This window comes from Agrobacterium tumefaciens (assembly GCF_013337285.1).
Classification (GTDB): domain Bacteria; phylum Pseudomonadota; class Alphaproteobacteria; order Rhizobiales; family Rhizobiaceae; genus Agrobacterium; species Agrobacterium burrii.
In genome coordinates this window covers 108248-134842 of sequence record NZ_SUPW01000002.1, presented here as the reverse complement: position 1 = coordinate 134842, position 26595 = coordinate 108248, and the positions used below count along the sequence as shown (strand labels likewise).

Below are 26595 nucleotides of genomic sequence, written 5' to 3'. Positions count from 1 at the left end.
AATAACAATGAACGACCCCTTTAAACAAGGCGGAGACCCAAGGAAAGTCCTGATTGCCGGGGAAGACGCCGAAGGCCGCATTGATGTGTGGCTGGTGGGCGAAGTTGGCAGCGATCTGTCCCGCAGCCGCCTGAAAGCGCTGATCGAGCAGGGCGCGGTCCTCCTCAATGGAACGCCCGTGACCGAGCCGAAAAAGAAAGTGCATCCGGGCGATCGCATCGAAATCGTCATGCCGGAGCCGGAAGACCCTGAACCCAAGGGCGAGGACATTCCGCTGGTTGTGGAGTATGAGGACGAAGACCTGATCGTGCTGGTCAAGCCCGCCGGTCTCGTCGTGCATCCGGGTGCCGGCAACTGGACGGGAACACTGGTCAACGCCCTCATCCACCATTGCGGCGACAGCCTCTCCGGCATCGGCGGCGTCAAGCGCCCCGGCATCGTGCACCGGCTGGACAAGGAAACCTCCGGCGTCATGGTCGTGGCGAAAAACGACAATGCCCACCGTCATCTGGCCGCCCAATTTGCCGATCACGGCCGCACCGGGCCGTTGGAACGCGCCTATAAGGCCGTCGTCTGGGGCCGCCCGCGCACGCTGCGCGGCACCATCGACGCCGCACTCGGCCGTGGCGCCGACCGCACCAAACGCACCGTCAAGCGCGAGGATACCGATGACGCCCGCGAGGCGATCACCCACTACGAGGTGATCGAACGGTTCCACGAAAAGCCCGATGCATCCTGCCTCGCCTCCATGGTGGAGTGCCGTCTGGAAACCGGCCGCACCCACCAGATCCGTGTGCACATGGCCCATATCGGCCACCCGCTGATCGGCGATCCCGAATATGGCGCAGCCTTCCGCACCAAGGCGAACCTGCTGGAAGAACCGGCGAGATCCACCGTCAACCGCTTTCCCCGACAGGCGCTGCATGCCTATCTGCTGGCCTTCGAACACCCCCGCACCGGCGAGGTGATGGAGTTCGAAACCGATATGCCTGACGATATGCAAGAGCTGCTTGAAGCTCTGCGCAGCTGAAAACTGGTATGGCGCGGTCAAAAAAACCGCGCCATATATCTCGCCGGAAGTCCCGGATAATAAAAAAAGATTAGCGGATAGCGATATTCCGCAGTCGGTCCTTTTTGTAGACCGCCCCAATTTCGCTTCAATCGTCGCACCTCCTCGGCCCCGGAAAGCTTGCAACCGCTCCGGTGAACGCCGTGTCCGCATGCCGAGCTTGCCGAATAACCGACGCCGCAAGCAACGCCGTCCGTTCGATGCGCCAGCCTCAGCGGAACCGGCATGATGACGGGATCTATCGCGCATGAATATCGAAGACCGCCGGTTTATATTTCAGGATCTACGCAGCATAGAAGGTTACATCGACCCGCCCGACGCGCTTGTGTTCAAGGCGCTGCTGCAGGCGCAGACAAGAGACGGCCTCAAGGGCGGCATGGCGGAAATCGGCGTCTATTACGGCCGCTCTTATTTCCTGCTGCGCAAATTTGCCCAGACACAGGAAAAGGTGCTGGGCGTCGACCTGTTCGATCTTGATCCGCCCGAAGATGGCAGTCTCGACCAATATGAGCGCCTGATGGAAAACGGCCGCCGGCTGGGGTTTCCTATGGATGAGGACCTGATCATTAGGGGCGACAGCACCCGGCTGGCGCCTGCCGAGATCACCTCGCGCATCGGCCCGGCGCGTTTCTTCAGCATCGATGGCGGTCACCACCTGCATCATGTGCTCGCCGATGCGAAACTGGCGATGGAGGTCATCGCACCGCATGGCGTCATCGTCTTTGACGATACCTTCAACCCCGCCTGGCCGGAGGTGACGGTGGGCGTCGCCGATTTTCTGCGCACCCACGGCCACAGCCTCGTCTGCTTCGGCATGACCAAATATAAAACCTATGTCTGCCGCCGGGAATTTCACGCGACCTACGCCAGCGCAATCACCGCTGACCCTGATTTACAGGCGCTTGGCCGTGGGGAAACGCAATTTCTCGGCTCCAATGTCGTGCGGCTGCACAATCCCATGCGCCGGCGGGTGATGTATGAGTTGATGGTCCGCTCCGGCCTTGGCGGTTTTTCGGAACGAATCTACCGTTCGAAAGTTAAACAGGTCAGAGACAATGCTGTCGGCACATAACAGAGCTGTGAACACAGCCGTCGCTTGAAACGCGGCGGGTGCATACATATTTGTTACATGGGTTCGTGCGGGGTCGGTAACGACCCGCAGCTTACGGTGTGCCTCGGGGCGGGTGATTGCCAGTCCAAAGAGGGTGCCGTTCCAGACCATAGATAAGGGGGTGCTTTATGGCCCGCAATAGTTTGCCTACGATTACGGCCGGCGAAGCCGGTCTCAATAGATATCTCGACGACATCCGCAAATTTCCGATGCTGGAGCCGCAGGAAGAGTACATGCTTGGCAAGCGTTACGCCGAGCATGGCGACCGCGACGCCGCCCATCGGCTCGTCACCAGCCATCTGCGTCTCGTCGCCAAGATCGCCATGGGTTATCGCGGTTACGGCCTGCCGATCGGCGAAGTCGTGTCCGAGGGCAATGTCGGCCTGATGCAGGCGGTCAAGAAATTCGATCCGGAACGCGGTTTCCGTCTCGCCACCTATGCCATGTGGTGGATCAAGGCGTCGATCCAGGAATATATCCTGCGCTCGTGGTCGCTGGTGAAGATGGGCACAACCGCCAACCAGAAACGCCTGTTCTTCAACCTGCGCCGGCTGAAGGGCCGTATCCAGGCGATTGACGATGGCGATCTGAAGCCGGAACACGTCAAGGAAATCGCCACCAAGCTGCAGGTTTCCGAGGAAGAAGTGATCTCGATGAACCGCCGCCTGCATGGCGACGCATCGCTGAACGCGCCGATCAAGGCCTCCGAAGGCGAGTCCGGTCAATGGCAGGACTGGCTGGTGGATGACCATGAAAGCCAGGAAGCCGTGCTGATCGAGCAGGACGAGCTGGAAACCCGCCGCCGCATGCTGGCCAAGGCCATGGGCGTGCTGAACGACCGTGAACGCCGCATCTTCGAGGCCCGCCGCCTTGCGGAAGACCCGGTGACGCTGGAAGAACTCTCCTCCGAGTTCGACATCAGCCGCGAACGCGTGCGCCAGATCGAGGTGCGCGCCTTTGAGAAGGTGCAGGAAGCGGTGCAGAAGGAAGCACTGGAAGCCGCGCGCGCCTTGCGCGTGGTGGATGCTTAAAGCATATCCAACAAAAGTGCGGAGCGGTTTTGCGTCCGGACCATCGATCATCCTCGGCCCTCGGCCGGGGATTTTTTGTTAGTAAAAGGCTGACGACTGGAAATGGCCTGCCATCCGAGACCGGCGATTGCGCTGGAGGAAAACCGGCAGGAAAAATATCCATGCTTCGGGGGATGCCGCTTACCCCCCTCTGCCCTGCCGGGCATCTCCCCCACAAGGAGGGAGATCGGCAAGACGCTCTACCGCCGCTTCATCCTCGACCGTTGAGTTGGTCGAGACCTCGCGGCATGTCGATCTCCCCCCTTGTGGGGGAGATGCCCGGCAGGGCAGAGGGGGGTGAGCCACACCCACCAGCACCAACTAACCCACCCATCACCCGACAAACGCAAAGACACCGCCGTAGCCATATAACGAAAAGGGCGGCCCGAGCCGCCCTTTCAATCCTTATTGACCGCCGGCAGCAGGTGCAGCCGCCGCCCATTCGCTAAGCGCCTTGTCGAAGGCGGCGATGCCATCATTGCCCTTTTGCAGGGTAAGCAGCGCCCGGCGACCGTTGCGATAGGAGACCGGGATATCGATCCAGTTCCGGCTCTTCAGCAGCTCCAGATTGGTCTTCATCGCATCCGGGAAGTCGTTGAGCGCAATCATGTGGAAATCGTCGGTGATCTTGGCCGGCACCGCGATCAGGGCATTGCCGCGATCCTGCTCCGTGCTCTTCATCGCGATACGCTGGACGCTGTCGATCGCTCCGCCTTCAAAGCCGGGCGAAACCGAGAAGACGATCTCGATCAGGTGGCTGGCCGGCAGCGACGGATCGGTGTTGCGCTTGAAGGTGATGAGCGCGCTCAGGCCCCGGCCGGGAACCGTGATCTGGCCCTGAACGGTCGGCGATGGCTTGCCTTCCGCATCGTTTTCCTGCTGTAGCGACCAGGAAACGCTGCCCTGAATGGCCGTTGGAACGGTCTGGCCCAGCACTTCCTCGTAAAGGAACATGCGATCGCCGGTGGCGGCAGCTGCGGGCTGCTGGGCCGGCGGCGTGCCGGCCGGTGTTCCATTGGGCGTTCCGGCGGGCGCGCTGGCAGTATTGGCAGGAGCCTCACCCGCAGGCGGCGGCGCAACGTTCTGTTCGTAAACCGACTGGCCTTCTGCCGTAACCGGCTGGCCGTTCGCGCCCGGCGCTGGTCCCTCGTCACGCTCGGTCCCGTCAGCCAGAAGCCGCTGGGTGAACTTCGTGCCGGTCACGGAACCATCGTCGCCATGCGTCGGCGCCTGGTGATTTGCCGGCTGCTGCCCGGTGGCGGGCGGCTGCTGGGTTGCAGGCGGCGTCGATGTCTGCGCCTCACCTGTCGGAGTATTGGCCGGAGGCGTCTGGGTCTGACCGCCATTCTGTGCCGATTGCACCAGCCCGCCGACCATGTCGTTCAGGGCGTCGCGGTTCATCCACAGCGCATAACCGCCACCTGCCAGAAGCCCGGCACCGACAAGGGCAAGCACCAGCGACGCATAGTTGCGGCGCGGCTTCTTTTTGACCATGTAAGCCGGCGTCGCAGCACCTGCGCCCACGGCGGGCGTATCGTCTGCAGTTGCCCGGCTGGAAGACGACGCGCCGTCATAACCGATCAGCTCATCCAGATCGTCCCAGGGGGTGCGTTCCTTGTTGTCCTTGGCCGGTGTCTGATCACCGAAGGGATCATTGTCAGCGCGCGGCAGAGCCGGCGCGTCCTTGGCCGGAATGGCGATCTCCGTGTCCTGAAAGTAGGACGAGAAGTCCTCAACAACGGCAGACTTTTTCGGGGTCGTATCGTCCGTCTGGCGCGGTTCGGAAAATTCATCCTGCCGGCCGAAGACCGGATCGTGATCAACCGCCGCATGGCCGAAGCGGTCATCCGCATCGCGCTTTTCCGGCTCGAAATTCACCGCCGGGTCCTGATAATGCTGCGCGGCATAACCGGCGACCAGCGGGCGCTCGTCCGTCTCGGCACGCACATCGGCATAATCTTCAGCAGGGCGCACATCGTCGGCCTGCGCTTCTTCAAGCTTGCGCCAGTCGTCCTCATCCACGGGCTTTGCCCAATGGGCGGGAACGGACGTTTCTTCTTCGCGCGGCGCGGTCTCGAATTCGCGATCGTGCTCGTCCGCCGAGCGATAGGCCGGCTCTTCCTCCGCACGGGTAAAATAGGTTCCGTGCGTCTCATCGGCAACGACAGGAGCTACCGGAGCGGGCGCTTCATAGAGCTCTTCCGGTTCGCGGTCTTCTTCCCGCTGCTCCTCGTAAACCTGCTCATCCTGCTCGGCTGCCGCGGAAAGGGGTGCCTCGTGGCGAGGCTCTTCCTCGACGGCGGGTTCTTCATAAGCTGGCTCAGGCTGTGCGATCTCAGTCGCGGCCGGCTCTTCCGCCTCGACAGGCTCGGGGGCATGGGCCACCCGATCTTCGTCGATATCGTGCTGATGGTAGGGCGCTGCCGCCTCTTCGGCAGTGGAAGAGAACGCATCATCCTCCTCCAGCGCCGGAAGCGCCTCGGCATATTCACTGTCCACTTCGGCAATGGCGGCGTCCAGCTTGGCGATCTGCCGGCGCAACAATTCTTCCGGCGGACGTGGCTTCATATTCTCGAGTTGGCGCACAACCGCACTGCGCGCCTTGTCGTAAACCTTCGCCCGGTTTTCGGGAGTATTGCTCGCCAAGCCATCCACGGCCTTGCGAATGACTGCTACAAAATCCGCCATAAGCACTTTCTCGTCGCGGCCGGCGACGTACCGGCCCGATATGGTTTATGAATCTAGATCGCCGAGGACATTAATCCTCAAACGGATCAGTCACAAGTATGGTGTCGTCACGCTCCGGACTTGTCGACAGGAGTGCGACAGGCGCTCCGATCAATTCCTCGACCTGACGGACATATTTGATTGCCTGAGCAGGCAAATCCGCCCATTTTCGGGCACCGACGGTCGATTCTTTCCAGCCTTCCAGCGTGATGTAGATCGGCTCGACCCGCGCCTGCGCGCCCTGGCTTGCCGGAAGATGGTCGATTTCCTGCCCGTCGAGCTTGTAGCCGACGCAGATTTTCAGCTCATCGAGACCGTCAAGCACGTCAAGCTTCGTCAGCGCGATGCCGGTGATGCCGTTGGTGGCGACCGACTGGCGCACCAGTGCCGCGTCAAACCAGCCGCAGCGGCGCTTGCGGCCGGTGACGGTGCCGAATTCATGACCCTTTTCGCCCAGGAACTGGCCGATTTCGTCATTCAGCTCGGTCGGGAATGGGCCTTCGCCAACGCGGGTGGTGTAAGCCTTGGTGATGCCGAGAATGTAACCCAGCGAACCCGGACCCATGCCCGAACCGGCAGCGGCCTGGCCGGCAACAGTGTTGGACGAGGTCACATAAGGATATGTGCCGTGGTCGATATCGAGGAGCGACCCTTGAGCGCCTTCGAACAGAATGCGTGCACCGGCGCGGCGCTTCTTGTCGAGCAGCAGCCAGACGGTTTCGCTGAACGGCAGGATGCGCTCGGCAATCGAGCCAAGCTCTTCCATGATGGTTGCATGCGCAACTTCGGCAGCGCCGAAACCGCGACGAAGCGCGTTGTGATGTGTCAGGATACGATCGACCTTGGCGGAAAGCGCCTCCATGTCGGCCAGATCCATGACGCGGATGGCGCGACGGCCCACCTTGTCTTCGTAAGCCGGGCCGATGCCACGACGGGTGGTGCCGATCTTGGTGCCGCTGTTGGAGGCGGCGTCTTCGCGCATGCCGTCCAGTTCACGGTGCAGCGACAGAATGAGCGTGGCATTGTCGGCAATGCGCAGGTTTTCCGGCGTGACCTTGACGCCCTGCACTTCCAGACGGCCGATTTCAGCAATCAGCGCATGCGGATCGACCACGACGCCATTACCGATGACGGCGAGCTTGCCGGGACGCACGACGCCGGACGGCAGAAGCGAAAGCTTGTAGCTGATGCCATCGATGACAAGCGTATGGCCGGCATTATGGCCGCCCTGATACCGCACGACGACATCTGCCCGCTCGGACAGCCAGTCGACAATCTTGCCTTTGCCTTCGTCGCCCCATTGCGAGCCGACCACCACAACATTCGTCATTTCTTGCTTTCCTGCTCATGGCGCTTGCGCGCCCGATAACCCGATGGGAAACCCAAACCCGCGAATGTATACTGTGTTGTTTTACGGAAAGCGACCCTGTTTCTTATGGAGAATTTTGCTTTTTCCGTGACAAGGCGCGGATTTCCCGCATTATCTCGCCCCGTGGGGGGCAAGCGCGGGCGCAAGACCGCCATTCACCCCTTAGCCGTTATCCCGCCCCGTGAAGAAGCGAAACATCAGCGTGCCCTCCAAAGCCTACATCGCCCTCATCATCGCCACGCTCTGCTGGGGCGGCAACACCGTTGCCGGCAAACTGGCCGTCGGCCACATCAGCCCCATGGCCTTCACCTTCCTGCGCTGGGTCTTCGCCGTCGCCATCATCTTCGCCATTTCCGTGCCGCAGCTGATCAAGGACTGGCCGGTGGTGAAAAAGCGCCTGCCCTATTTTTTCGTGCTCGGCAGCGTCGGTTACACCGCCTTCAACGTTTTTCTCTACACGGCCCTGCAGCACACCTCGGCCATCAATGCCGCGGTCATCCAGGCCGGCATTCCCATGGTCATTTTCGTCCTGAACTTCATCCTGTTCCGCACCCGCGTGCTGTTCGGTCAGATCGTCGGCTTCTGCCTCACCATATCAGGCGTAGCGCTGCTCGCCTCGCATGGCGATCCGGTCTCGCTGCTGCAACTGGAAATGAATGCGGGCGACGCCATCATGCTGCTCGCCGTGCTGGTCTATGCCATCTACACCGTCATCCTGCGCTGGAAACCCATCGTCGACTGGCGCACGCTGATGGCCATCCCCGCCTTTTTTGCCCTCCTCACCTCAGTGCCGCTGGTCCTCTGGGAAATGTCGCGAGACAGCGTCGTCTGGCCGGATCAGAAGGGCTGGGTTCTGGTGGTCTATGCCGCCATTTTTGCGTCACTCATCGCGCAGATCCTGTACATCAAGGGTGTAGAACAGATCGGCGCGAACCGCGCCGGCCTCTTCATCAACCTCGTGCCGGTCTTCGGGACATTGCTGTCAGTTGTTGTCCTCAGCGAAACCCTGCACACCTACCAGATCGCAGCACTCGTCATGGCGCTGGCCGGCATTGCCGTGGCCGAACGAAAAAAATCGCCGGCTCCCTGATCACGTAAGGATCAGGAGAAACCGGCGCAGTCTGGCAGGCATGAAAAGATGGGCTTAAAGCGCGGTTTCGCGCTCAGCAGGAGAGAAGTGGGCATTGCCGAGAACAATATCGCCCTTGTCGGTGGTGACGATCAGCACTTTTTCGAGCGATCCGTCATTGTTCAGCGAAAAGGCAAGGCGCAGTGCGCTCGAAGACCAGCCGGCACCGGCAAGGGCCGTGCGCTTGATGGCGGCACAATCACCACAATCGCCAAGGCTTAACGAAGGCGTTGCCGGGACATCGGTTGCGAAACCGGAAAAATAATCATCGAGCGCGCCCATGGTGGCGTTCACATCGCGATTGACGCGCAGCAGCTTATCACGGCGCTCGCCGTTGAGCGGCGCGGCAATCGTCGAAACACACTGGCCGGCGGCAAGAACGCAGCCATCGAAACCGCCGGGAGCCGAAACACCGATCTGCGTTACCGCACTCTTTTCGACGGCGGCAAAACCACGGGCAAAACCGGCAGCACCCGCCGCATCGGCATGGGTGGACATGGAAGCAACGACAATTCCGCAGATGGCAGCAGCAATAATCTTCTTCAACATTTCATACCCCGTTTGGCGATCCGCCGACTTGTGCCGGTCTCGATTTCTGTTTTTGGAAGCGTCTCTTTTCAAAGGCGCTCTCCGTCTGTGATCCCACAATGGCACACGACTGTTTTCGACCGCTTTAAGCCGATTGCTACAATTTTATCGGTTTTCATTTTTGTACAGCGATCGCTTTTTATTCAAATATGCGCCGATATCACCGCCCCAATTCGGAAGCAGTGTTGAGAGGCGATAAATGGGCCGCATCGCTGCGGGGTATTGAATGGATGGTTGAGGGTTTGCAGGCGATGCGGCCCCGGTCTCAACATATACACCGCCCGCCAAACCGGTTCCTGTTTGGAGGATGGACATATGCCGGCCGCCTCAACCGTGACATCGGGAAACTCCCCGGTTTTGGCCGCCTGTCCCGCCCATCTTGCGCCGCGCGCACGCTCGATGACCGGGATGGCGGCGAGTATAGCCGGCCCGGCAGGACCGGGGATGCGCGGGGATGAATGTCTTGAAAAAAGGCGCGCAGGCGAAGCTGGGCACACGCTTTCGCCCCATCCCGGACACAGGAATTTTCAGCGGGTTAACGAGCCCCTGATCGGCGGCATTTGAATTAACCTTGTCTTAAAACCCGACGTTAATGGTTAGCAATTTAAGAATAGCGGAACGAAAGGGTTCCGTTATGCGTGGCGTATTGGCCGTAGTTTTTTTGATGCTCGTTCTTGCCGGCTGCGCCACCGCACCGTCGCAGGTCACCAATGCCTGTGCGATTTTCGAGCAGCGAAACGGCATCTTCAACAACTGGCGACGTGATGCGAAAGCGGCGGAACGGGAGTTTGGCGTGCCGGTGCCTGTGATGATGGCGACGATCTATACCGAATCCGCCTTCCGCCCCTATGCGCGGCCGCCGCGCACCAAGCTCCTGGGCTTCATTCCCTGGACGCGCCAGTCCAGCGCTTATGGTTATGCCCAGGCGCTGGATGGCACATGGAGTGTCTACCAGCGTGAAACCGGCCGCCGGGGAGCAAGCCGCACCGATTTCACCGATGCCATCCACTTCGTCGGCTGGTATCACGCCAAAAGCCGCCGCGAAAACGGCATTTCGCTGAACGACCCCTATAATCTCTACCTCGCCTATTATTCCGGCCATGCCGGTTATGCCAAGGGCAGCTGGCGCAACAATTCCGCCGTCCAGAAGGCCGCCCGCCGCTCCGCCAACATGGCGCTGCGTTACGAGGCGCAGTTGCAGCAATGCGGGTATCGCTGAGGTTGGGCGGGAAGAGGCTCGCTGATGTGGAGCCGAAGCCCCCCACCCGGCGTAGAACGCCGATAGTGCAAGTGTTACTCCCCGTAAACCGCCAGAAATTCCCGCACAGCATCGATCTCGCTGGAGCGGATTTCATGCCCGCCCGGATGCCATACCGTTTCCACGGTTCCACCCTGCGCCTGAAGGCTCCGTTCCAGCGCTGTCGTCAGCGGCACCGGGCAGATCGGATCGCGCTCTCCCGCCGTGATCAGCACCCGGCGTGACGATTTGGCTGGGGAGATCTTCGGCTCGAACGGGATCAGCGGATGCATCAGCACTGCGGCATCGAAAAGCTCGGGCTGTTCGATCAGCACATTGGCGAGAATATTCGCGCCGTTGGAAAAGCCGAGACCGATGATTGGCCCGGACTGGTAATGCGCGCGGTTCGCCTTGACGAAATCGGCCATCTTCACCGTTGCGCGGGCAAGATCGGCCAAGTCGTAAACGCCCTCGCCCGTGCGCCGGAAGAAACGCGCCGCGCCATGTTCGGACACATCGCCGACGGGTGAGAGGACGGTGGCCTGCGGCAACAGCCGTGCTCCGAAATCAAAAAACTGGTTCTCATCGCCACCCGTGCCATGCAGCACAAGGAAAAGTGGCGCGCTGGCCGCACCGGCGCGGGATTTGTGGAAATAGGTGTCCTTGGTCATGGGAAAAATCCTTTCTGGAAGGAAGAGGTTCAGCGATACCCCGCGGCTTTTTTCAGCCAGGTGGAGCAATCATGTTGAGCGAGCGAGCGCCGCTTGTTTCTTCTCCCCGCCGGGGAGAAGGTCGCGGCAGCGGGATGAGGGGGCAAGCTCTCGATCTATCGCTGGCGTTGCCCCCTCATCCGACCCTTCGGGCCACCTTCTCCCCAAACGGGGAGAAGAAATACACGGCAACGTCGTGCCAAGCGCAATCGAGCGGATTAAACCGCCTTCTCATCACCCAGCGGCTCCAGCTGCTTTTCCAGCTGGGCGCGCAGATGCGCATGCTGGCTCGGCAGCTTCAGCGCCTCGCCGAGATGGGCGGTGTCCTCGTCACGGTCGAAACCGGGTTCGTTGGTGGCCACTTCAAACAGCACGCCGCCGGGGGTGCGGAAATAGATCGCCCAGAAATAATCGCGGTCGATGACGGGCGTCACCTGATAACCCGTATCCATCAGCGCCTTGCGCACTTCCAGCTGCGTCGCCCGGTTTTCAACCGCGAAGGCGATGTGGTGCACCGACCCTGCACCCAGCCGTGCGCCGGAAATATTCGGCATGGTTTCGATGTCGATGACATCAGCACCATTGCCGCCCGGAATGCCCAGACGCAGCACGCCGTCCTGACGGTCCACTTCCTGATATCCCATGAATTTCAACAGCTCGGCAGTCGCCCCTTCATCGCGAAGACGCAAGGAGGCACCCTGAAAACCGTGGATCGCCTGATCTTCGCCAACGCCATTGCCGGTCCATTGTGCGCGGGCATCATCCTTAATCTCGACCAGCGCGAAACCGTCTCCGTCAGGTCCGGCAAAATGCAGACGTTTATTGCCGAAGGCTTCATCGGCCTTCAGGCCATCCACGCCGGCCTTCGAAAGACGCTCCTGCCAGTAGCCGAGCGAGCCTTCCGGAACGGAAAACAGCGTGGTGCCCACTTCCCCAGTGCCGGGACGGCCTTGGGCGATATGCGGAAACGGAAAATAGGTCATGACGGAGCCGGGCGTGCCGAGTTCATCGCCATAATAGAGGTGATAGACGTCAGGCGCGTCGAAATTGACGGTCTTCTTCACCCGGCGCAGGCCGAGCGTATCGGTGAAAAAGCCATTGTTCTGGCGCGCACTGGCCGCCATTGACGTGACGTGGTGTAGGCCCTTGATCTGGTTGAGCATGATAAACCCCTTTTCGCCTGGCAGGCCTCGCAATCGGGCCTGCCCTGTTCATGGCGTAAAGATGGGGCAAGGGACGCGCCGGGGATAGATCGAACAACAGGAACGGATTGTTCCCGATCAGTGAACAATAAGATTCACTGTTCAATCAGCCGGCCAAGGCAACCTTAGTGATCGTCGGCAGCGCCCATCGTCCAGTAACCGACAGCGCGCAGCGACGCCTTGGGGAAGGCGATCTCGTCGGTCAGGAAGGATTTGGCCGCCCTCGCCTCTGATTTTTCGCAGGCGACGAAGACATGCAGGCCCTCGTGGTCCGCACTCCAGGCATGCTCGCGCAGCGCCTTTTCGATGAGGCCGGAGGTGCCGGCAGGCTTGCCGCGACGATAGAGCCATGTCCATTCAACATTGGCGGCGCAGACAATCTCCTGCCGCTCGGTCTCGTCGTCAATTTCGGCGTAGACGCTGAGCGTCTTGCCAACAGGCATTTCGGCTGCCATGCGCAGCATCACCGGCAGCGCCGTTTCGTCACCGGCAAAGACGTAACGCTCCGCTTCCGGGCAAGTGCCGCTCGGGCCGATGATGCCGAGAACATCACCCGGCTTTGCCGTCGCGCCGAAGGTTGCGCCCGGCATGTCATCACCCTCATGCATGACGAAATCGATATCCACCTCGCCGCGACCAATATCGCCGGAACGGATGGTATAAACGCGCCGCATCAGAAGATCGTCGCCGGCCGGCCAGACGATGGCGCCGGTGGGTGCGAGATAGGGCCAGACCGGTGCGCGGGCCTGATCCGGCACCAGAAGCAGGCGCACATGCATGCCGCCGGTCACAAGTCTTTCGATGCCGCTTTCAACCGATACCACCAGCCGGCGCATATGCGGCGTGAGGTTATAGGCGCGGGCAACCCTGCCGATGAAGAGATTGGGCAATTCACGCTGATAGGCCCCATGGCCGCTCCAGCGGAAATCCAGCCCCGTTTTGCCGGAAAACTCAACAATATGCTCGGCCACCATGGCCTTCACCGACATCAGGATGTGTTCGGAAATGCAACTGACCCGCGCGGCAAAACGGCCACCTTCGGCGCTGAAGCTGCCATGGCCATATTCGGTCTTGAAGCGCACCGTCGGCCCCTCTCGCTCCATCTCCATATGCTCGGAAAAATGATCTTCGAAAGCGTCAACGATCGACAGCGGATCGGGCAGCGAGACGGAGGTTTCTGCAGACAGGAGAGACACGGGCATAATCCTTCACTTTATAGTCCGGTTATCTTTAATCCCGACAACCGCAAAGCGTAAAGGTATTTATGAGTATCTAAAGAAGGTTTTTATCGCTTCCCGCCGTTTCCGGCAATTGCCAGTCGATCGGCTGGCGACCGTGGGAGACGAGAAAGGCATTCGCCTTGGAAAAATGACCATTGCCGAAAAAGCCGTTATGGGCCGAAAGCGGCGAAGGGTGCGGAGAGCGCAGCACCAGATGTTTTTTTTGGTCGACGAAGGCCGCCTTTTTCTGGGCATAGGAACCCCAGAGCAGGAACACCACATGGTCGCATTCGTCATTGACGGCGCGGATGACGGCGTCGGTAAATTTCTCCCAGCCCTGCCCCTGATGCGAGGCGGCGCGGGATTCTTCCACCGTCAGTACGCTGTTGAGCAAAAGCACGCCCTGTTTCGCCCAGCTTTCCAGAAAACCGTGCCCGACCGGGCGGATACCGAGATCGGCCTGCAATTCCTTATAGATATTGACGAGCGAAGGCGGAATGCGCACGCCGGGCTGGACTGAAAAACACAGGCCATGCGCCTGACCCAGCCCGTGATAGGGGTCCTGTCCCAGAATGACGACCTTCACTTCATCCAGCGGCGTCAGATCCAGCGCCCGGAAATATTCGGCGCCCTTGGGAAAGATGCGCTTGCCGGCAGTTTTTTCGGCAAGCAGGAAGTCTTTCAGCTTCAGCATGTAGGGGCTGGCGAATTCGGCGGAAAGAACGCGTTTCCAGCTATCCTCAAGTTTGACGCCTGCCTCTGCCATGCCCGCCTCTCCCATGATCTTTCCTCTAACCTATTTGAACCGGTTGCCGCGCTGCAATACCTCGATCTTGTAGCCATCAGGATCGCAGATGAAAAAGTATTTTGCGAAAGGCTGGCCCTTGTGTTCGGCCTCAATGATCTTGCCGGGAGACAGGCCGATCTCGGTGAAGCGCTGATGCTCCGCATCCACATCGGCAACGCTGACGGCGAGATGGCCGTAACCATCACCCAGCGCATAGGGCACTTCGCGCGCCCGGTTGACGGTCAGCTCCAGCTCGAAATCGCCCTCGGCATTGCTGAGATAAATCAGCGTGAAATTCTCGAACTCGGCGCGTTCCGCAATCTCAAGCCCGAAAGCCTGTTTGTAAAATTCCACCGAACGCTTTTCGTCCAGCACCCGGACCATCGAGTGGATCAGCTTGGCCATGGTGTTTCCTTCTTCTTAACCCGTGGTGGCCCGGTTATGCTCCGGGCATGCGGCCCAAGGGGATAAAGACTGAGCGTCGCGCTTTCAACCCTAAAGGCAACCTGCGACGGCGCGTAACGGTTCGATCACGCCAAATGTGATGGCAAAAACCGCCGGTTTTCCCGGTCTGGCGAGGGGCCTGCGGCAACAAGGCTCGCGGTTTTCTCACACCCGCTCTATCATGAGTAGATAAGTCATGATACCGGCATAGCCATGCGCCTTCTATACCTCTGTCTTGGCTGGCTTATGGTCGCGACCGGCATTGTCGGCGCGTTTCTTCCCGTTTTGCCCACCACGCCGTTTCTGCTTCTGGCGCTCTGGTGTTTTTCCCGCTCTTCACCCAGGCTCGAGGCATGGCTTCTCAGCCACCCCAGATTCGGCCCTTCGCTTCGGCGTTGGCGCGAACGCGGCGCAATTGCCCGCAAGGCCAAGATCGCCGCGCTTTCGGCCATGACGGTGAGTTACGCTGCCTTCTGGTTCCTGAGCGACCCGCCGCTTGTGCGCGCGGCAATTGTTGCCGCCGTCATGCTTGGCTCTGCACTGTTCATCGCCACCCGCCCGGAAAGCTGAGCGGTTTTCTCCTAGCGATGCCGCGACTGCGGCAGAACGTAAGGAATATGCCGCGCCGGCAACCGGCCGACGACGCCGCCAATGCCATAGACCCTTGCAATCGTCTCATCGCTGATCGTGTCGAGCGAGGGACCGCTCGCCGTCACCTGACCGCCATGCATGACGATAAGTTGATCGGCAAATTCCGCCGCCAGGTTGAGATCATGCAGGATGGCCAGCACCAGACCGCCACCGGCTGCGAAATCGCGGGCCGTTTCCAGGACTGCGATCTGGTGGCCGATATCGAGACTTGCCGTTGGCTCGTCGAGAAACAGCGCCCGCACCTCGCCGTTTTCCACCGGAAAAGGCACCTGTGCCAAGGCGCGTGCAAATTGCACCCGCTGCTGCTCGCCGCCCGACAGCATGTTGTAGGAGCGCTGCTCGAAACCCCTCAAGCCGGCCTTGGCAAGCGCCCGGCGGGCCTGTTCATCCGGTGCACGCGAGCCTTGCGCCACCGCCCCCATGCGCACGATTTCAAACGCGGTGAAAGGAAAGGCAAGTTGGGTATTCTGCGGCAGCACGGCGCGCAGGCGGGCAAGCTGCACCGGCTTGAACAGCGGCAGGGCGATGTCGTTATAGGTAACCGAACCATGCTCTGGAGGCAGCTCACCGCACAGAACCTTCATCAGCGTGGATTTACCCGCACCGTTTGGGCCGATGATGACATTGACCTTGCCCGGTTTCAGGTCGACGCTGACGTCGTCCAGCAAGCGGCGACCGGAGCGGATGAGGGTGATGTTTTCGGCCCGGATCATGACGCGTTCCGCATGGAAAAGCCGCCGCGCCCAAGCAGCAGGAACAGGAAGACCGGCGCGCCGATCAGCGCCGTGACGACGCCGATGGGCAATTCCGCCGGTGCCGCCACCGTCCGGGCGAAACTATCGGCCAAAAGCAGCAGCGCCGCGCCGCCAAGGGCGGAGGCCGGCAAAAGGAAGCGGTGCGACGGGCCGATGGCAAGGCGCAAAAGATGCGGCACGACGATGCCGACGAAACCGATAGAACCGGCCGCCGCTACACTTGCCCCGCAGGCGGCGGCAACCGCCAGAATGACGATCCGCTTCAACCGCTGCACCGGAATGCCCATGTGGAAGGCGGCGGCATCACCCAGAATCAGCGCATCCAGCCCGCGTGCGACGAAGGGAATGATGGCAAGCACGACGATGATGAACGGCAAGGTGGCGAGCACCTTGGCGGGCGTCGCCCCGCCAAGCGAGCCGAGCGACCAGAAGGTAATGTCACGCAGCGCCCGATCATCGGCCATGAAGATCATCAGCCCGGTCAGTGCGCCGCTGATCGCCGCCACCGCGATGCCGGCCAGAATGAGTGTGGTGGTGGAGGTGGCGCCGTCCTTCGTAGCGATCAGATAAAGCACCCAGGTGTTCAGGAGCCCACCGAAAAACGCCATCAGCGGCAGAAAATGCGGGCCGAAAAACACAGCGACCGTGGCAAGCGCGCCTTCCCCGAGAGAAATGGCGGCAACCGCAAACAGCGCGGCACCCGAGGTGACGCCGACAATGCCGGGATCAGCCAACGGATTGCGGAACAGGCCCTGCATCATCGCACCGGAGACGCCAAGCCCCGCGCCGATCAACATGCCGAGCGCCGTGCGTGGCAGGCGCACCGCTTCGAGAATGATTTTGTCACGGGCGTCGAGCTCAGCCGCACCGCCGGTAAGATAAGCGAAGAGTTCAGAAATGCCGACGCCCGTCGGGCCGCTGACAAGCGACACACCACAGGCAAACAGCAGGATGCCGACAAGCACGGCAAGCGTGACGACCCCCTGCCGGGATCTGTCGCCGGCAACCCTGCCCTCAGCGGAACTCAAGGCAGCAAGGCTCACGGCTTTACCGTCTCCGGGTAAAGCTTGGCTGCCAGCTCACGGCCGGCAGCCGGCGTGCGCGGACCAAAACCGATGAGATAAAGCCCGTCCATGCTGATCAGCGCCTTTGCAGCGGCGGCCGGCGTGGATTGGAAGGCGGGCAGCGCAAAAATCTCGGCCATCTTGCCAGCATGGTCGCCGCGCGCCATCGTCAGCACGACATCGGGTGCGGCGGCGATGACCGCCTCATCCGTCAGCGGCTTATAACCGCTGATTTCCTGAGCGGCATTGATACCGCCGGCCATTTCGATGATCGCCGCGGCTTCCGTATCCTTGCCCGCCGCCATGACGCGGCCGCCGGCGCTGGAGAGCACGAAAAGAACGCGCTTCCTGTTCTTTTCAGGGACAGTCGAAACATCCTTGGCAAGCGCATCCAGTCCGGCCCTGGTGTCCGCCGCCAGCGCCTTAGCCTTGTCAGAAAGCCCCACAGCCGCGCCGATATCCTCGATCTTCTTCGGTATCGCATCGCCGCTTGGCGGCGTATCGACGGTGACGAAAGGCACCGCGCTTGCCTTGAGAATAGCAACGACATCCGCCGGGCCGGAGCCGTCCTCGGAGAGGATGAGATCCGGTTTCTGCGACAGAATGCCTTCCGACGACAGCGCCCGCATATAGCCGATGTCAGGCTTGGAGAGCGCATCAGCCGGATAGCTGCTGGTGCTGTCGCGCGCCACGATACGGTCCTGCGCACCCAGCGCATAGAGGATTTCCGTCACCGTTCCGCCCACCGCGACAATACGTTTCGCCTCCGGATTACCCTTGTCCGAAGCCGTGGCAGCCGGCGCGGCAAAGGCGATTGCGGCGGGCACAAGGGCGGCGAAAACGAGCGGGCGAAGGCGAAAATTCAACATGGCGTTATCCTGAAACACGACCAAACACGGGCGGGCGCGGCTTTGCCCGCGCCCTTTAACTTGAGTTATTTGCACATGTTTATGAGCCGCGCAATCAATAAGTGGAGTAATTTTGTTCGCTTTGTCGTGAGCCTCTTCCCAACGTCGCCGCGGCTGGATATCCTGACTGAAACAGGAAACTTAAAGGGAGAATTCCATGTTTATCGCAATGAACCGTTTTCGCGTCGTACCGGGTTACGAAGAAACCTTCGAATCCATCTGGCGCGAGCGCAAATCGCACCTGAGCGAATTGCCGGGCTATATCGAATTCCACATGCTGAAAGGCCCGAAGGCGGACGACCACACGCTTTATGCCTCGCACACGCTCTGGGCCACCAAGGACGATTTCCTTGCCTGGACGAAGTCCGAACAGTTCCGCGCTGCCCACGCCAAGGCCGGCGAAAATCGCGGCAAAGTCGAATATCTTTCCGGCCCGCATTTCGAAGGTTTCGACGTCATCATCCATGAAGACAAGAATGGCGAACGCCGTTCGATTGCCGCCTGAGACCCGCCCGATGAGCATTGCAGCCCAAAAGACCGACGACGACAGGCAGGCCCGCGCCGCCGCCGCCCTTGCCGAAAAGCCTGACGGCATCGTCGAAGCCATCGCCGCCAAGGCCGAGGTGACGCCGGCCGAAATTCTGGCGATCCTGCCGCAAGGTGCGGCCGTTTCCGCTGCCGCTGATCAGTTCGACGCGATCTGGAACGAGATGCGCGGCTGGGGCGAAGTCCTGATGATCGTGCAGACCGGCGATATCGTGTTTGAAGTGCCCGGCCACCTGCCGGAAGGCACGGAAAGCCACGGCTGGTTCAACATCCACGGCGACAGCCCGATCGGTGGTCACATCAAGAAGGACAATTGCGCCACGATCACCTTCGTCGATCGCGGTTTTCACGGCCGCCGCTCCTGTTCCGTCTGGTTCATGAATGCCGCCGGCAGCGCCATGTTCAAGATTTTCGTCCGCCGCGACGAAAACAAGGAATTGCGGGCCGAGCAGTTGGCGAAGTTCGAAACGCTGCGGGACGGTTTTCGCGGTTGAGGCTTCTGGGAGGCCGCCACGGTAACGGGGTGGCCTCTCTCGCGGTCCGCTGGTGATCAGCAACGAACGAAACAATGACATAGAGCAATTAATTATCGTTTTACGATAAAAAATATTGCAAAATCGATATTCCTGATCGAGATTGGCCGTCGTCGGCCGAGCCGGTCGTCATTTGTACAAAGGAATTTCGATAATGAAGAAATTACTTGCCATCGCTGTGGCGAGCGCCCTGCTGCAAGCCTGCATTTTGTTGGTTCCCGCCCAGGCAGCGGGTGGTCAGGACCCCGCTGCGGCGGAACGCACCTTGCGGACCGTTCTTGAAGAAGCGCGTAGCGGCAGCCTCAACCTTTCGCGCTTCGAAGACGATATCGTCGCCGACGTCAGGGCCAATGCGGGCGCGGTTTCCGGAGACCTGAAACGCCGTGGCAAAGTGACGGCTGTGCAGTACCTTGGAAAAGAGACGACCGAAGCGGGCGATCTCCATAAATTCAAGGTTACCTTCGAAAAGGGCCAGATGCTCTGGTCACTCAGCCTCAACGGCCGGGGCCAGATCACCAATATCGACATGCAAGCTCGATAGGCCTAACCAAGCATGCTGGCGGGAGAGGGTGCAACCCTCCAGCATGCGTAACAGGATTTCGGCGCAGGGTGCGACCTCGATTGACGTTATAAATTTATCGCCCTACATGAATTGGAGGAACAGGAACCACGGGATCACCTGATGACCGACCCCTCCGTCAGCCACCGCATAGCGCGTGTCAGCCGTATGCTGATATGCCTCGCCTTCCTTCTCGCGAGCCTCCTCATCGCCAGCTATGCCGCCATGTGGACGGATACGGAAAGCCTGCGGGAGGTGATCGAAAAGCAGATCCTGCCGCCCGCCACCCCTTACCTGCTGACGGACTTCGTTCGCTTTTCCGGTTTCGTCATCGGGCTTCTGCCGCTTCTGGCAGCACTCGGGGGCCTGTGGTTCGCCACCCATCTTTTCCGCCTCTTCGAAAGAGGCGAGATATTCACGCAGGCCTCGGGCAAGAGACTGATCCATATCGGGGTTGCCCTCACAGCACTCCTGCCGGCGCAGATCATCATGACCGGGTTGGCGTCCTTCCTCCTGACGATGGGCAATCCGGTGCCGAGCATCTCCTTTTCTTTCGAGAGCACGCAAATGCTTGCGGGCTTTGCCGGCGGTCTGCTGATTGTGGTGGGCTGGGTGCTTGGAGAAGCGGCGCGCATCGCTGACGAAAACCGTGAATTCATCTAGGAAACGCCCGTGCCGATTATCGTCAATCTGGATGTCATGCTTGCAAAACGGAAAATGCGCTCGAAGGAACTCGCAGCCCGTATCGGCATCACGGAACAGAACCTGTCGATCCTGAAATCCGGCAGAGCAAAAGGCGTGCGCTTCGAGACCCTGGAAAACATTTGCCAAGCGCTGGATTGCCAGCCCGGCGACCTTCTCGAATACAGGCGGGACGCTCTTGCCCTGGCGGAAGATACCGAGGACGAAGCCTGAAGCACGCGAACAGACACCTTTGGTTCATCGCCCGTTCAGTGCCGTTTTCTATCATCCGCTGAAATTCGAACGGAGCAAGCACCATGAACGACCGCCAGCCTCTTCTTTCGCGCCGCAGTTTTGCCGGGCTTCTCGCGCTCGCCCCGCTTTTTGCGGCGAGCGGTGCGGCGGCCGCACCGGCAAGCCTGCGCGGCAGCGTTTCCTATCGTGAGCGCATCGCTCTGCCGCCGGGCGTGACCGTGACCGTGCGCCTGATCGACGTTTCGCTGGCGGATGCGCCATCGCAGACGATTGCTGAAACCACCATCCGCCCGCGCGGACAGGTGCCGGTGCCCTTCGTGCTGCGGTATGACGACCGCGATATCCGCGCCCGCCGCTCCTATGCGCTGAGCGCCGAAATCCGTGACCGCGACCGGCTGCTTTTCACCACCACCCGCCGTTATTCCGTGCTGACCGGCGGCCGTGACGATACCGATCTCGTGCTGGAACGCGTTGGGGAAAATCCGGGCAGGCCGGAGCCGGAAGCCGGTATCGATGGGCGCTGGCTGGTGCAGGACATCCGTGGCGAGCGGGTTCGCGGCCGCCGTGAGGCGACGCTGGAAATTTCCCGCGAGGGCCGCGTGTCAGCCAATGTCGGCTGCAACGGCATCGGCGGCGAAGTGAAAATCAGCCGCAACCGCGTCGATTTCGGCCGGATGATTTCCACCCAGATGGCCTGCGCCCCGGATATCATGCGCCAGGAACGGCAGTTCATCGAAGCGCTGGAGGGCGCGCGCTCCTTCCGGCTGGAGCCGCGCCGCGGCACGCTGGAGCTGATTGACGGCCGCGGCCGCCCGGCCATGCGCCTGCGCCGCGCCTGAAGCCGGTAACCACCCTGTCGCAAGCGCCCGCCGCCGTGCTGGCCGTGGAACATTCCATGTCGCTTCCGGCACGGCGCGGGTGCCTTTCCCGTTTTATGACTTTGGCTGCGTTCGTCTTGGCGCTTTGCTCTGCCGCCAAGCTGCGTTATGGAACGCGCCAAACAGCGCCGGTTCATGCCGGCGCGATGTCTTTGAGGGAAAACGCATGACATCCTATGTTCTGACCGTAGCCTGCAAATCAACCCGCGGCATCGTCGCCGCGATTTCCGGTTATCTGGCGGAAAAAGGCTGCAACATCGTCGACAGTTCGCAGTTCGACGATTTGGAAACCGGCAAATTCTTCATGCGCGTCTCCTTCATTTCGGAGGAAGGCGCGTCTCTTGAGGCCATCACCGAAGGCTTTCAGCCGGTTGCGAAAAAATTCGGCATGGCGTCGGATATCTATCCCGATGGCCAGCGCATGAAGGCGATGCTGATGGTGTCGCGTTTCGGCCATTGCCTCAACGACCTTCTCTACCGCTGGAAGATCGGCGCGCTGCCCATCGACATTGTCGGCGTCGTCTCCAACCATTTCGATTATCAGAAAGTGGTGGTCAACCACGACATTCCCTTCCACCACATCAAGGTTACGAAGGAAAACAAACCGAAGGCCGAAGCCCAGCTTATGGACCTGGTCGAGACCAGCGGCACGGAACTCGTCGTGCTCGCCCGTTACATGCAGGTTCTCTCCGATGACCTGTGCCGCAAGATGTCGGGTAAAATCATCAACATCCACCACTCCTTCCTCCCCTCCTTCAAGGGCGCAAACCCTTACAAGCAGGCCTATGAGCGCGGCGTGAAGCTGATCGGCGCAACGGCCCATTACGTGACCGCCGATCTCGACGAAGGCCCGATCATCGAGCAGGACACCGTGCGCGTCACCCACGCGCAATCGGCCGAAGACTATGTCTCGCTTGGCCGCGACGTGGAAAGCCAGGTGCTCGCCCGCGCCATCCACGCCCATATCCACCACCGCACCTTCATCAACGGCAACCGCACCGTGGTCTTCCCGCCAAGCCCGGGAAGTTATGCTTCGGAACGGATGGGTTGATGCGTCCGTCATTGACGGAATGACAACCATAGTTTACATTTGGCCATGCTCACGATCCGGGAAACAAGCGAGTTTGCCGATTGGCTGGCGGGTCTGCGCGATCTGCAGGCGCGTGCCCGCATTGCACGGCGCATTTACAGGCTGGCAGATGGCAATCCCGGAGACGTAAAGCCGGTCGGCGAAGGCGTCAGTGAGCTCAGGATCGATCTTGGACCCGGATATCGGGTCTATTTCATCCGGAACGGCGATGTCGTGATCATATTGCTGTGCGGTGGCGACAAGGCATCCCAGTCCCGCGACATTGCCAAAGCCAAGAAACTGGCCAGAGCGCTCAAGGAATGAGACCATGCCACTTGTGACACGCGATTACGATGCTGCCCGCTATCTTGATAGTGACGAAGCACTTGCCGCTTACATAGCAGACGCCACTGAGAACGGCGACGCACAGGAGCTTGCCCACGCTCTCGGCGTCGTGGCGCGGGCCAAGGGCATGACTGATCTTTCGAGACAGACCGGCCTTCCCCGTCAGACTTTGTACAAGGCGCTCAGCGGCGAAGGAAATCCTGAACTGGCAACGATTGCCAAGGTGGCCGATGCATTAGGCTACAGACTTTCCCTGGTAGCGAAATCATCCGCGGATACAGCCGCCTGACAAGTCCGCACCCTACGATGCTTTCTCCGCTCCACCAAACACCACTCGCGCCCTCAGCCCGCGCCCGTCCGCGCCATCCTCCAGCATCAGCCGCCCGCCGAACAGCCCGGCGATCTCCTCTATGATCGCAAGGCCGAGGCCCGCGCCGGGGGCGGCGTTGGCTTCGCCGCGGGCGAAGCGCTGGCGCACTATAGCGCGTTTTTCCGGTGGAATGCCGGGGCCGTTATCTTCCACTTCCAGCCAGACAGCGCCCGCCTGCTCGCCGACACGGACGGTGACTTCCGCGCCGCGACCGGCATAGTTGAGGGCATTGCCGACGAGATTGCCGATCAGCTCACCAATGAGGAGCGGCTCGGCGCGAATGAACGCCTCACCCTCGCCTTCGAAACCGAGATCGATACCGGCATCGGCCGCGCGCGGCACGAAATCGGCAGTCACGTTCTGCGCAACGGCCACGAGGTCTATCGCGGAAAAATCGTGTTTTTCGCTGGAACCGGCGGCGTCGATATTTGCCATGCGCAGAAGCTGGGCAAGGATATGTTCGGCATGCGCCACTGACGCGCCGCCCTTCAGCGCCGCCGCCTGGGCTTCCTCAAGACTTCCCGCGCGGGCGGAAAGCGCCAGCTGGGTGCTGATGATGGCAAGCGGCGTGCGCAGCTGGTGGCTGGCATTGCCGGTGAAATGCCGGAGCGCATCCAGCGCCGATTGCAGCCGCACCATGAAGGAATTGACGGTCTCCACCAGATTTTCCACCTCCACCGGCACGGATTGGCGGATGGGGTGCAGGTCGTTGGGGCTGCGCTCGGCAATGGCTTCACTGAGCCGGTAAAGCGGCCTGAGAGAAATCGTCACCGCGATCCAGACGATGATCGCCGCCCCCACGATCATCAAAAGCAGGCGCAGCGCCGAACGCAGGATGATCGCTTGCGCCAGCTGGCTGCGGGCAATCGTGGTTTCGGCGACCGTGACGGAAAACGGCACGGAATTGATGCCGGTGGAGGCGAAACGCCTAATGGCGGCAATGCGGATCGGCTCATCGCGGAACACGGCGTCCCTGTAGGCGGGCGTATCGCCGGCCGGGTTTTCCACCGTCGGCAGGTTCTGGTAACCGGTGAGGAATTGTCCGTTCGGCCCGTCGACCCGGTAAAACACCCGGTCCTGCGCTGCCGATGTCAGCATTTCCAGCGCCACATAGGGAATGTCCACTTCCAGCGAACCATCTTCGGCCACCACCACCCGCTCCGCAATGGCGAGCGCCGAACCGGACAGCACCCGGTCGGAGACGACATTGGCGGTATTGACCGCCTCGCGCCAGGTATCGGTGAGCGCAATGCAGCCGATGATCGCGGTGGAAATGAGAAGCCAGCCTAAAAGTCGCCGCCTGAGCGAATAGGCGGCCTGTCTCATTCAGCCATCTCCGGCAGCTTTTCCAGATAATAACCGATGCCGCGCGCCGTCTTCACCGTCAGCCCGTGGGGAGCAAGCCGCTTGCGCAGGCGGCTGACATATTGCTCGATGGCATTGGCGGAAATATCGTCGTCGAAGCCGGTCAGCGACTGCACGATCGCCTCCTTGGCGACCACCTTGCCTGCCCGCATGAACAGCACTTCCAGCAGCGCCACCTCGCGTGCCGGAATATCGAGCGGACGCCCATCGGCCGAAAAGGTGCGCGATGTAAGGTCGAAAAGCACCTTGCCGAAACTCAGCGCGGAGGAGCGCAGGCCGGCATTGCGGCGCAGCAGCACCCGCACCCTTGCCTCGAATTCGGTAATGTCGAACGGCTTGATCATGTAATCGTCTGCACCCAGATCCAGCCCCTTGACCTTTTCTTCCGGCGTGCCGCGTGCGGTCAGGATCAGCACCGCCGCCTTGTCCTGGCGCGAACGCATGGAGCGCAGCACCTCGATGCCGTCCATTTCCGGCAGGTTGAGATCGAGAATGACCAGATCGAAATTTTCAGCCGCAATCGCCGCATCGGCGGAAGCGCCATCGGAAACCACGTCCACCGCATAGCCGCTGCCGCGCAGCAGCGCTGACAACCCTTCCGACAGCACCTGATTGTCCTCGACCAGCAAAATACGCAAATCTTCCTCCTGCAGCATTGCCGAGTTTAACCAAGCCCTTACCGCTTGTGAATGGCAAGCACCTGCGGCATGATCTTTTCCATGCGTATCTGTCTTCTTCTTTGCCTCTGTCTTTGCATGGCCTCGCCCGCGCTTGCGCAGGTTGCCGTATTTCCGGCCCCATCAGGCAAGGCGGATGCGCAAACGCTGGTGGTTTATTCCTCTCTGGATGAACCTTTGGCAACGCCGATGATCGAGGGTTTCCAGAAGGCCAATCCGGATATCGCCGTCCATTACGAGGATATGCTGACGGGCGAAATCTACGACCGCATCGTCAAGGAAACCGATGCGGGCAAAGAGACCGCCGATTTCGCCTTTTCCTCCGCCATGGATCTGCAGGTAAAACTGAGCAATGACGGTTATGCACAACGCTCGGATCTCGCCATGAGCGCCCGCTGGCCCGCCTGGGCCAACTGGCGCAACACCGCCTATGCGCTGACCTTCGAGCCAGCGGTCTTCGTCTATCACAAGCCGAGTTTCACCACCGAAAAACCACCCTCCACCCGCGCCGAATTCGTGAATTATCTCGAACACCACGCAAAAGAGGTGCATGGCCGCATCGCCACCTATGATATTGAGCGCTCCGGCGTCGGCTTCCTGTTCATGTCAAGGGATCAGGAGCAGTTCGGCGATATATGGAGCGTTATCAAGGCCATGGGCGCGGCCGGCGTGAAGGTCTATTCCACCTCCTCGGCCATTCTGGAGCGCGTTTCCGACGGCCGTTTCGTGCTGGGTTATAATATTCTCGGCTCCTACGCCGCGGACTGGGCCTCGCGCCATCCCGATGTCGGCATCGTGCTGCCCAAGGATTATACCGTCGTCATGTCACGCATCGGGCTGGTGCCGGAAGCCGCCGCCAATCCCGAACTCGGCCGCCGTTATCTCGAATTCTTCATGTCCAAGGAAGGCCAGACGATCATGGCCCGGCAATTGCAGATCCCGGCCGTCAGCCCGGAAGTGGCTGGCGAAAACACCGCCAACACCATGCAGGCCATCCACGGCGCGCAATTGCGCCCCGTCCCCGTCAGTCCCGGCCTGATGGTCTACCTGGACCAGGTCAAGCGCAGCCGGCTTATCGAGCGCTGGAACGAGGCGTTGCGCTCGCAATAGTGGACGCCCGGCAGAAATTAATAGAGAGTAAATGCGCAAGGACTTGCGGCGCGTCAGTTAGATGACAGCTTTTTATGGTGCTCTGCAATTCTTCTTCATTCCGTGGAGGCGGAAGAAGATGCGGGAGGAAATCTTTAGGATTGCCATGGCCCACGCTGAGTTCTCA

General features: G+C 60.7%; 29 protein-coding genes. 16 read left to right on the top strand and 13 right to left on the bottom strand.

Going from position 1 to position 26595, the window contains the following annotated elements:
• The first annotated feature begins 7 nt into the window (after positions 1–7).
• From FCH38_RS06385 to rpoH, 3 genes are all read left to right on the top strand, one after another.
• On the top strand, positions 8–1030 hold the full coding sequence (locus tag FCH38_RS06385) for an RluA family pseudouridine synthase (protein ID WP_174373228.1): 1023 nt from the start codon (positions 8–10) through the stop codon (positions 1028–1030).
• Positions 1031–1316: 286 nt separating this feature from the next.
• Positions 1317–2141: a class I SAM-dependent methyltransferase gene (locus FCH38_RS06380; protein WP_174373227.1), complete on the top strand. Its 825-nt coding sequence runs from the start codon at positions 1317–1319 to the stop codon at positions 2139–2141.
• Positions 2142–2308: 167 nt separating this feature from the next.
• On the top strand, positions 2309–3211 hold the full coding sequence (rpoH, locus tag FCH38_RS06375; RefSeq protein ID WP_149899876.1) for an RNA polymerase sigma factor RpoH: 903 nt from the start codon (positions 2309–2311) through the stop codon (positions 3209–3211).
• 444 nt (positions 3212–3655) lie between these two features.
• Here rpoH and FCH38_RS06370 read toward each other — a convergent pair whose 3' ends face one another.
• Positions 3656–5938, bottom strand: a complete 2283-nt coding sequence (locus FCH38_RS06370; RefSeq protein WP_174373226.1) for a hypothetical protein — start codon at positions 5936–5938, stop codon at positions 3656–3658.
• Between the two features lie 70 nt (positions 5939–6008).
• Complete coding sequence (locus tag FCH38_RS06365; RefSeq protein ID WP_174373225.1) at positions 6009–7307, bottom strand: adenylosuccinate synthase; 1299 nt, start codon at positions 7305–7307, stop codon at positions 6009–6011.
• 241 nt (positions 7308–7548) lie between these two features.
• Here FCH38_RS06365 and FCH38_RS06360 point away from each other — a divergent pair, with 241 nt between their 5' ends.
• Positions 7549–8436, top strand: a complete 888-nt coding sequence (locus FCH38_RS06360) for an EamA family transporter (protein ID WP_174373224.1) — start codon at positions 7549–7551, stop codon at positions 8434–8436.
• Between the two features lie 54 nt (positions 8437–8490).
• Here the strand turns inward: FCH38_RS06360 and FCH38_RS06355 are convergent, their stop codons facing one another.
• Positions 8491–9024 (bottom strand): transglutaminase-like cysteine peptidase, encoded by a 534-nt coding sequence (locus FCH38_RS06355; protein WP_174373223.1) that lies wholly within the window; start codon positions 9022–9024, stop codon positions 8491–8493.
• 673 nt (positions 9025–9697) lie between these two features.
• Here FCH38_RS06355 and FCH38_RS06350 point away from each other — a divergent pair.
• Positions 9698–10282 carry a hypothetical protein gene (locus tag FCH38_RS06350; RefSeq protein ID WP_153516481.1) on the top strand — a complete coding sequence of 195 codons (585 nt, stop codon included), beginning with the start codon at positions 9698–9700 and terminating at the stop codon, positions 10280–10282.
• Positions 10283–10356: 74 nt separating this feature from the next.
• Here FCH38_RS06350 and FCH38_RS06345 read toward each other — a convergent pair whose 3' ends face one another.
• From FCH38_RS06345 to FCH38_RS06325, 5 genes are all read right to left on the bottom strand, one after another.
• Positions 10357–10971, bottom strand: coding sequence for an alpha/beta hydrolase (locus tag FCH38_RS06345; protein ID WP_174373222.1), 615 nt, complete (start codon positions 10969–10971; stop codon positions 10357–10359).
• 257 nt (positions 10972–11228) lie between these two features.
• Positions 11229–12173: a VOC family protein gene (locus tag FCH38_RS06340; RefSeq protein ID WP_174373221.1), complete on the bottom strand. Its 945-nt coding sequence runs from the start codon at positions 12171–12173 to the stop codon at positions 11229–11231.
• 164 nt (positions 12174–12337) lie between these two features.
• Positions 12338–13414: a DUF2218 domain-containing protein gene (locus FCH38_RS06335; protein WP_174373220.1), complete on the bottom strand. Its 1077-nt coding sequence runs from the start codon at positions 13412–13414 to the stop codon at positions 12338–12340.
• A gap of 70 nt (positions 13415–13484) precedes the next feature.
• On the bottom strand, positions 13485–14198 hold the full coding sequence (ung, locus tag FCH38_RS06330; protein WP_153516477.1) for a uracil-DNA glycosylase: 714 nt from the start codon (positions 14196–14198) through the stop codon (positions 13485–13487).
• Positions 14199–14228: 30 nt separating this feature from the next.
• Positions 14229–14624, bottom strand: coding sequence for a VOC family protein (locus FCH38_RS06325; protein ID WP_149899867.1), 396 nt, complete (start codon positions 14622–14624; stop codon positions 14229–14231).
• A 252-nt stretch (positions 14625–14876) separates the two neighbouring features.
• Between FCH38_RS06325 and FCH38_RS06320 the strand changes: the two genes are divergently transcribed.
• Positions 14877–15233, top strand: coding sequence for a YbaN family protein (locus FCH38_RS06320; protein WP_149899866.1), 357 nt, complete (start codon positions 14877–14879; stop codon positions 15231–15233).
• A gap of 11 nt (positions 15234–15244) precedes the next feature.
• Here the strand turns inward: FCH38_RS06320 and FCH38_RS06315 are convergent, their stop codons facing one another.
• From FCH38_RS06315 to FCH38_RS06305, 3 genes are read right to left on the bottom strand one after another with little or no spacing between them, the layout of a single operon-like run.
• A complete protein-coding gene (locus tag FCH38_RS06315) occupies positions 15245–16027 on the bottom strand; it encodes a heme ABC transporter ATP-binding protein (RefSeq protein WP_149899865.1) in 783 nt (260 codons plus the stop codon).
• Complete coding sequence (locus FCH38_RS06310; protein ID WP_174373219.1) at positions 16024–17112, bottom strand: iron chelate uptake ABC transporter family permease subunit; 1089 nt, start codon at positions 17110–17112, stop codon at positions 16024–16026. Before FCH38_RS06310 ends, FCH38_RS06315 begins: the two co-directional genes overlap by 4 nt.
• Positions 17109–18002 (bottom strand): heme/hemin ABC transporter substrate-binding protein, encoded by an 894-nt coding sequence (locus FCH38_RS06305; RefSeq protein ID WP_174373218.1) that lies wholly within the window; start codon positions 18000–18002, stop codon positions 17109–17111. The genes FCH38_RS06310 and FCH38_RS06305 overlap by 4 nt, the downstream gene beginning before the upstream one ends.
• Before the next feature lie 196 nt (positions 18003–18198).
• Here FCH38_RS06305 and FCH38_RS06300 point away from each other — a divergent pair, with 196 nt between their 5' ends.
• From FCH38_RS06300 to FCH38_RS06260, 9 genes are all read left to right on the top strand, one after another.
• On the top strand, positions 18199–18546 hold the full coding sequence (locus FCH38_RS06300) for an antibiotic biosynthesis monooxygenase family protein (protein ID WP_149899862.1): 348 nt from the start codon (positions 18199–18201) through the stop codon (positions 18544–18546).
• Positions 18547–18556: 10 nt separating this feature from the next.
• Positions 18557–19081, top strand: coding sequence for a heme utilization cystosolic carrier protein HutX (gene hutX / locus FCH38_RS06295; RefSeq protein WP_149899861.1), 525 nt, complete (start codon positions 18557–18559; stop codon positions 19079–19081).
• Positions 19082–19274: 193 nt separating this feature from the next.
• Positions 19275–19661: a hypothetical protein gene (locus FCH38_RS06290; protein ID WP_236776570.1), complete on the top strand. Its 387-nt coding sequence runs from the start codon at positions 19275–19277 to the stop codon at positions 19659–19661.
• 141 nt (positions 19662–19802) lie between these two features.
• Positions 19803–20342 carry a DUF2975 domain-containing protein gene (locus tag FCH38_RS06285; RefSeq protein ID WP_149899860.1) on the top strand — a complete coding sequence of 180 codons (540 nt, stop codon included), beginning with the start codon at positions 19803–19805 and terminating at the stop codon, positions 20340–20342.
• A 9-nt stretch (positions 20343–20351) separates the two neighbouring features.
• Positions 20352–20594 (top strand): helix-turn-helix domain-containing protein, encoded by a 243-nt coding sequence (locus FCH38_RS06280; protein ID WP_174373217.1) that lies wholly within the window; start codon positions 20352–20354, stop codon positions 20592–20594.
• A gap of 83 nt (positions 20595–20677) precedes the next feature.
• On the top strand, positions 20678–21454 hold the full coding sequence (locus FCH38_RS06275) for a YbaY family lipoprotein (RefSeq protein WP_174373216.1): 777 nt from the start codon (positions 20678–20680) through the stop codon (positions 21452–21454).
• A 205-nt stretch (positions 21455–21659) separates the two neighbouring features.
• Positions 21660–22544 carry a formyltetrahydrofolate deformylase gene (gene purU, locus FCH38_RS06270; protein WP_149899857.1) on the top strand — a complete coding sequence of 295 codons (885 nt, stop codon included), beginning with the start codon at positions 21660–21662 and terminating at the stop codon, positions 22542–22544.
• Positions 22545–22589: 45 nt separating this feature from the next.
• The gene (locus tag FCH38_RS06265) at positions 22590–22886 is read left to right on the top strand and encodes a type II toxin-antitoxin system RelE/ParE family toxin (protein WP_149899856.1); all 297 of its coding nucleotides are present in this window, start codon (positions 22590–22592) and stop codon (positions 22884–22886) included.
• 4 nt (positions 22887–22890) lie between these two features.
• The gene (locus FCH38_RS06260) at positions 22891–23196 is read left to right on the top strand and encodes an addiction module antidote protein (protein ID WP_174373215.1); all 306 of its coding nucleotides are present in this window, start codon (positions 22891–22893) and stop codon (positions 23194–23196) included.
• A gap of 12 nt (positions 23197–23208) precedes the next feature.
• On the opposite strand, the gene FCH38_RS06255 is transcribed toward FCH38_RS06260, so the two are convergent.
• Together FCH38_RS06255 and FCH38_RS06250 are read right to left on the bottom strand one after the other, a co-directional pair.
• The gene (locus FCH38_RS06255; protein WP_174373214.1) at positions 23209–24603 is read right to left on the bottom strand and encodes a sensor histidine kinase; all 1395 of its coding nucleotides are present in this window, start codon (positions 24601–24603) and stop codon (positions 23209–23211) included.
• A complete protein-coding gene (locus FCH38_RS06250; RefSeq protein WP_046801523.1) occupies positions 24600–25280 on the bottom strand; it encodes a response regulator in 681 nt (226 codons plus the stop codon). The genes FCH38_RS06255 and FCH38_RS06250 overlap by 4 nt, the downstream gene beginning before the upstream one ends.
• A gap of 81 nt (positions 25281–25361) precedes the next feature.
• Here FCH38_RS06250 and FCH38_RS06245 point away from each other — a divergent pair, with 81 nt between their 5' ends.
• On the top strand, positions 25362–26429 hold the full coding sequence (locus FCH38_RS06245; RefSeq protein WP_236776569.1) for an ABC transporter substrate-binding protein: 1068 nt from the start codon (positions 25362–25364) through the stop codon (positions 26427–26429).
• Positions 26430–26595: the final 166 nt, after the last annotated feature.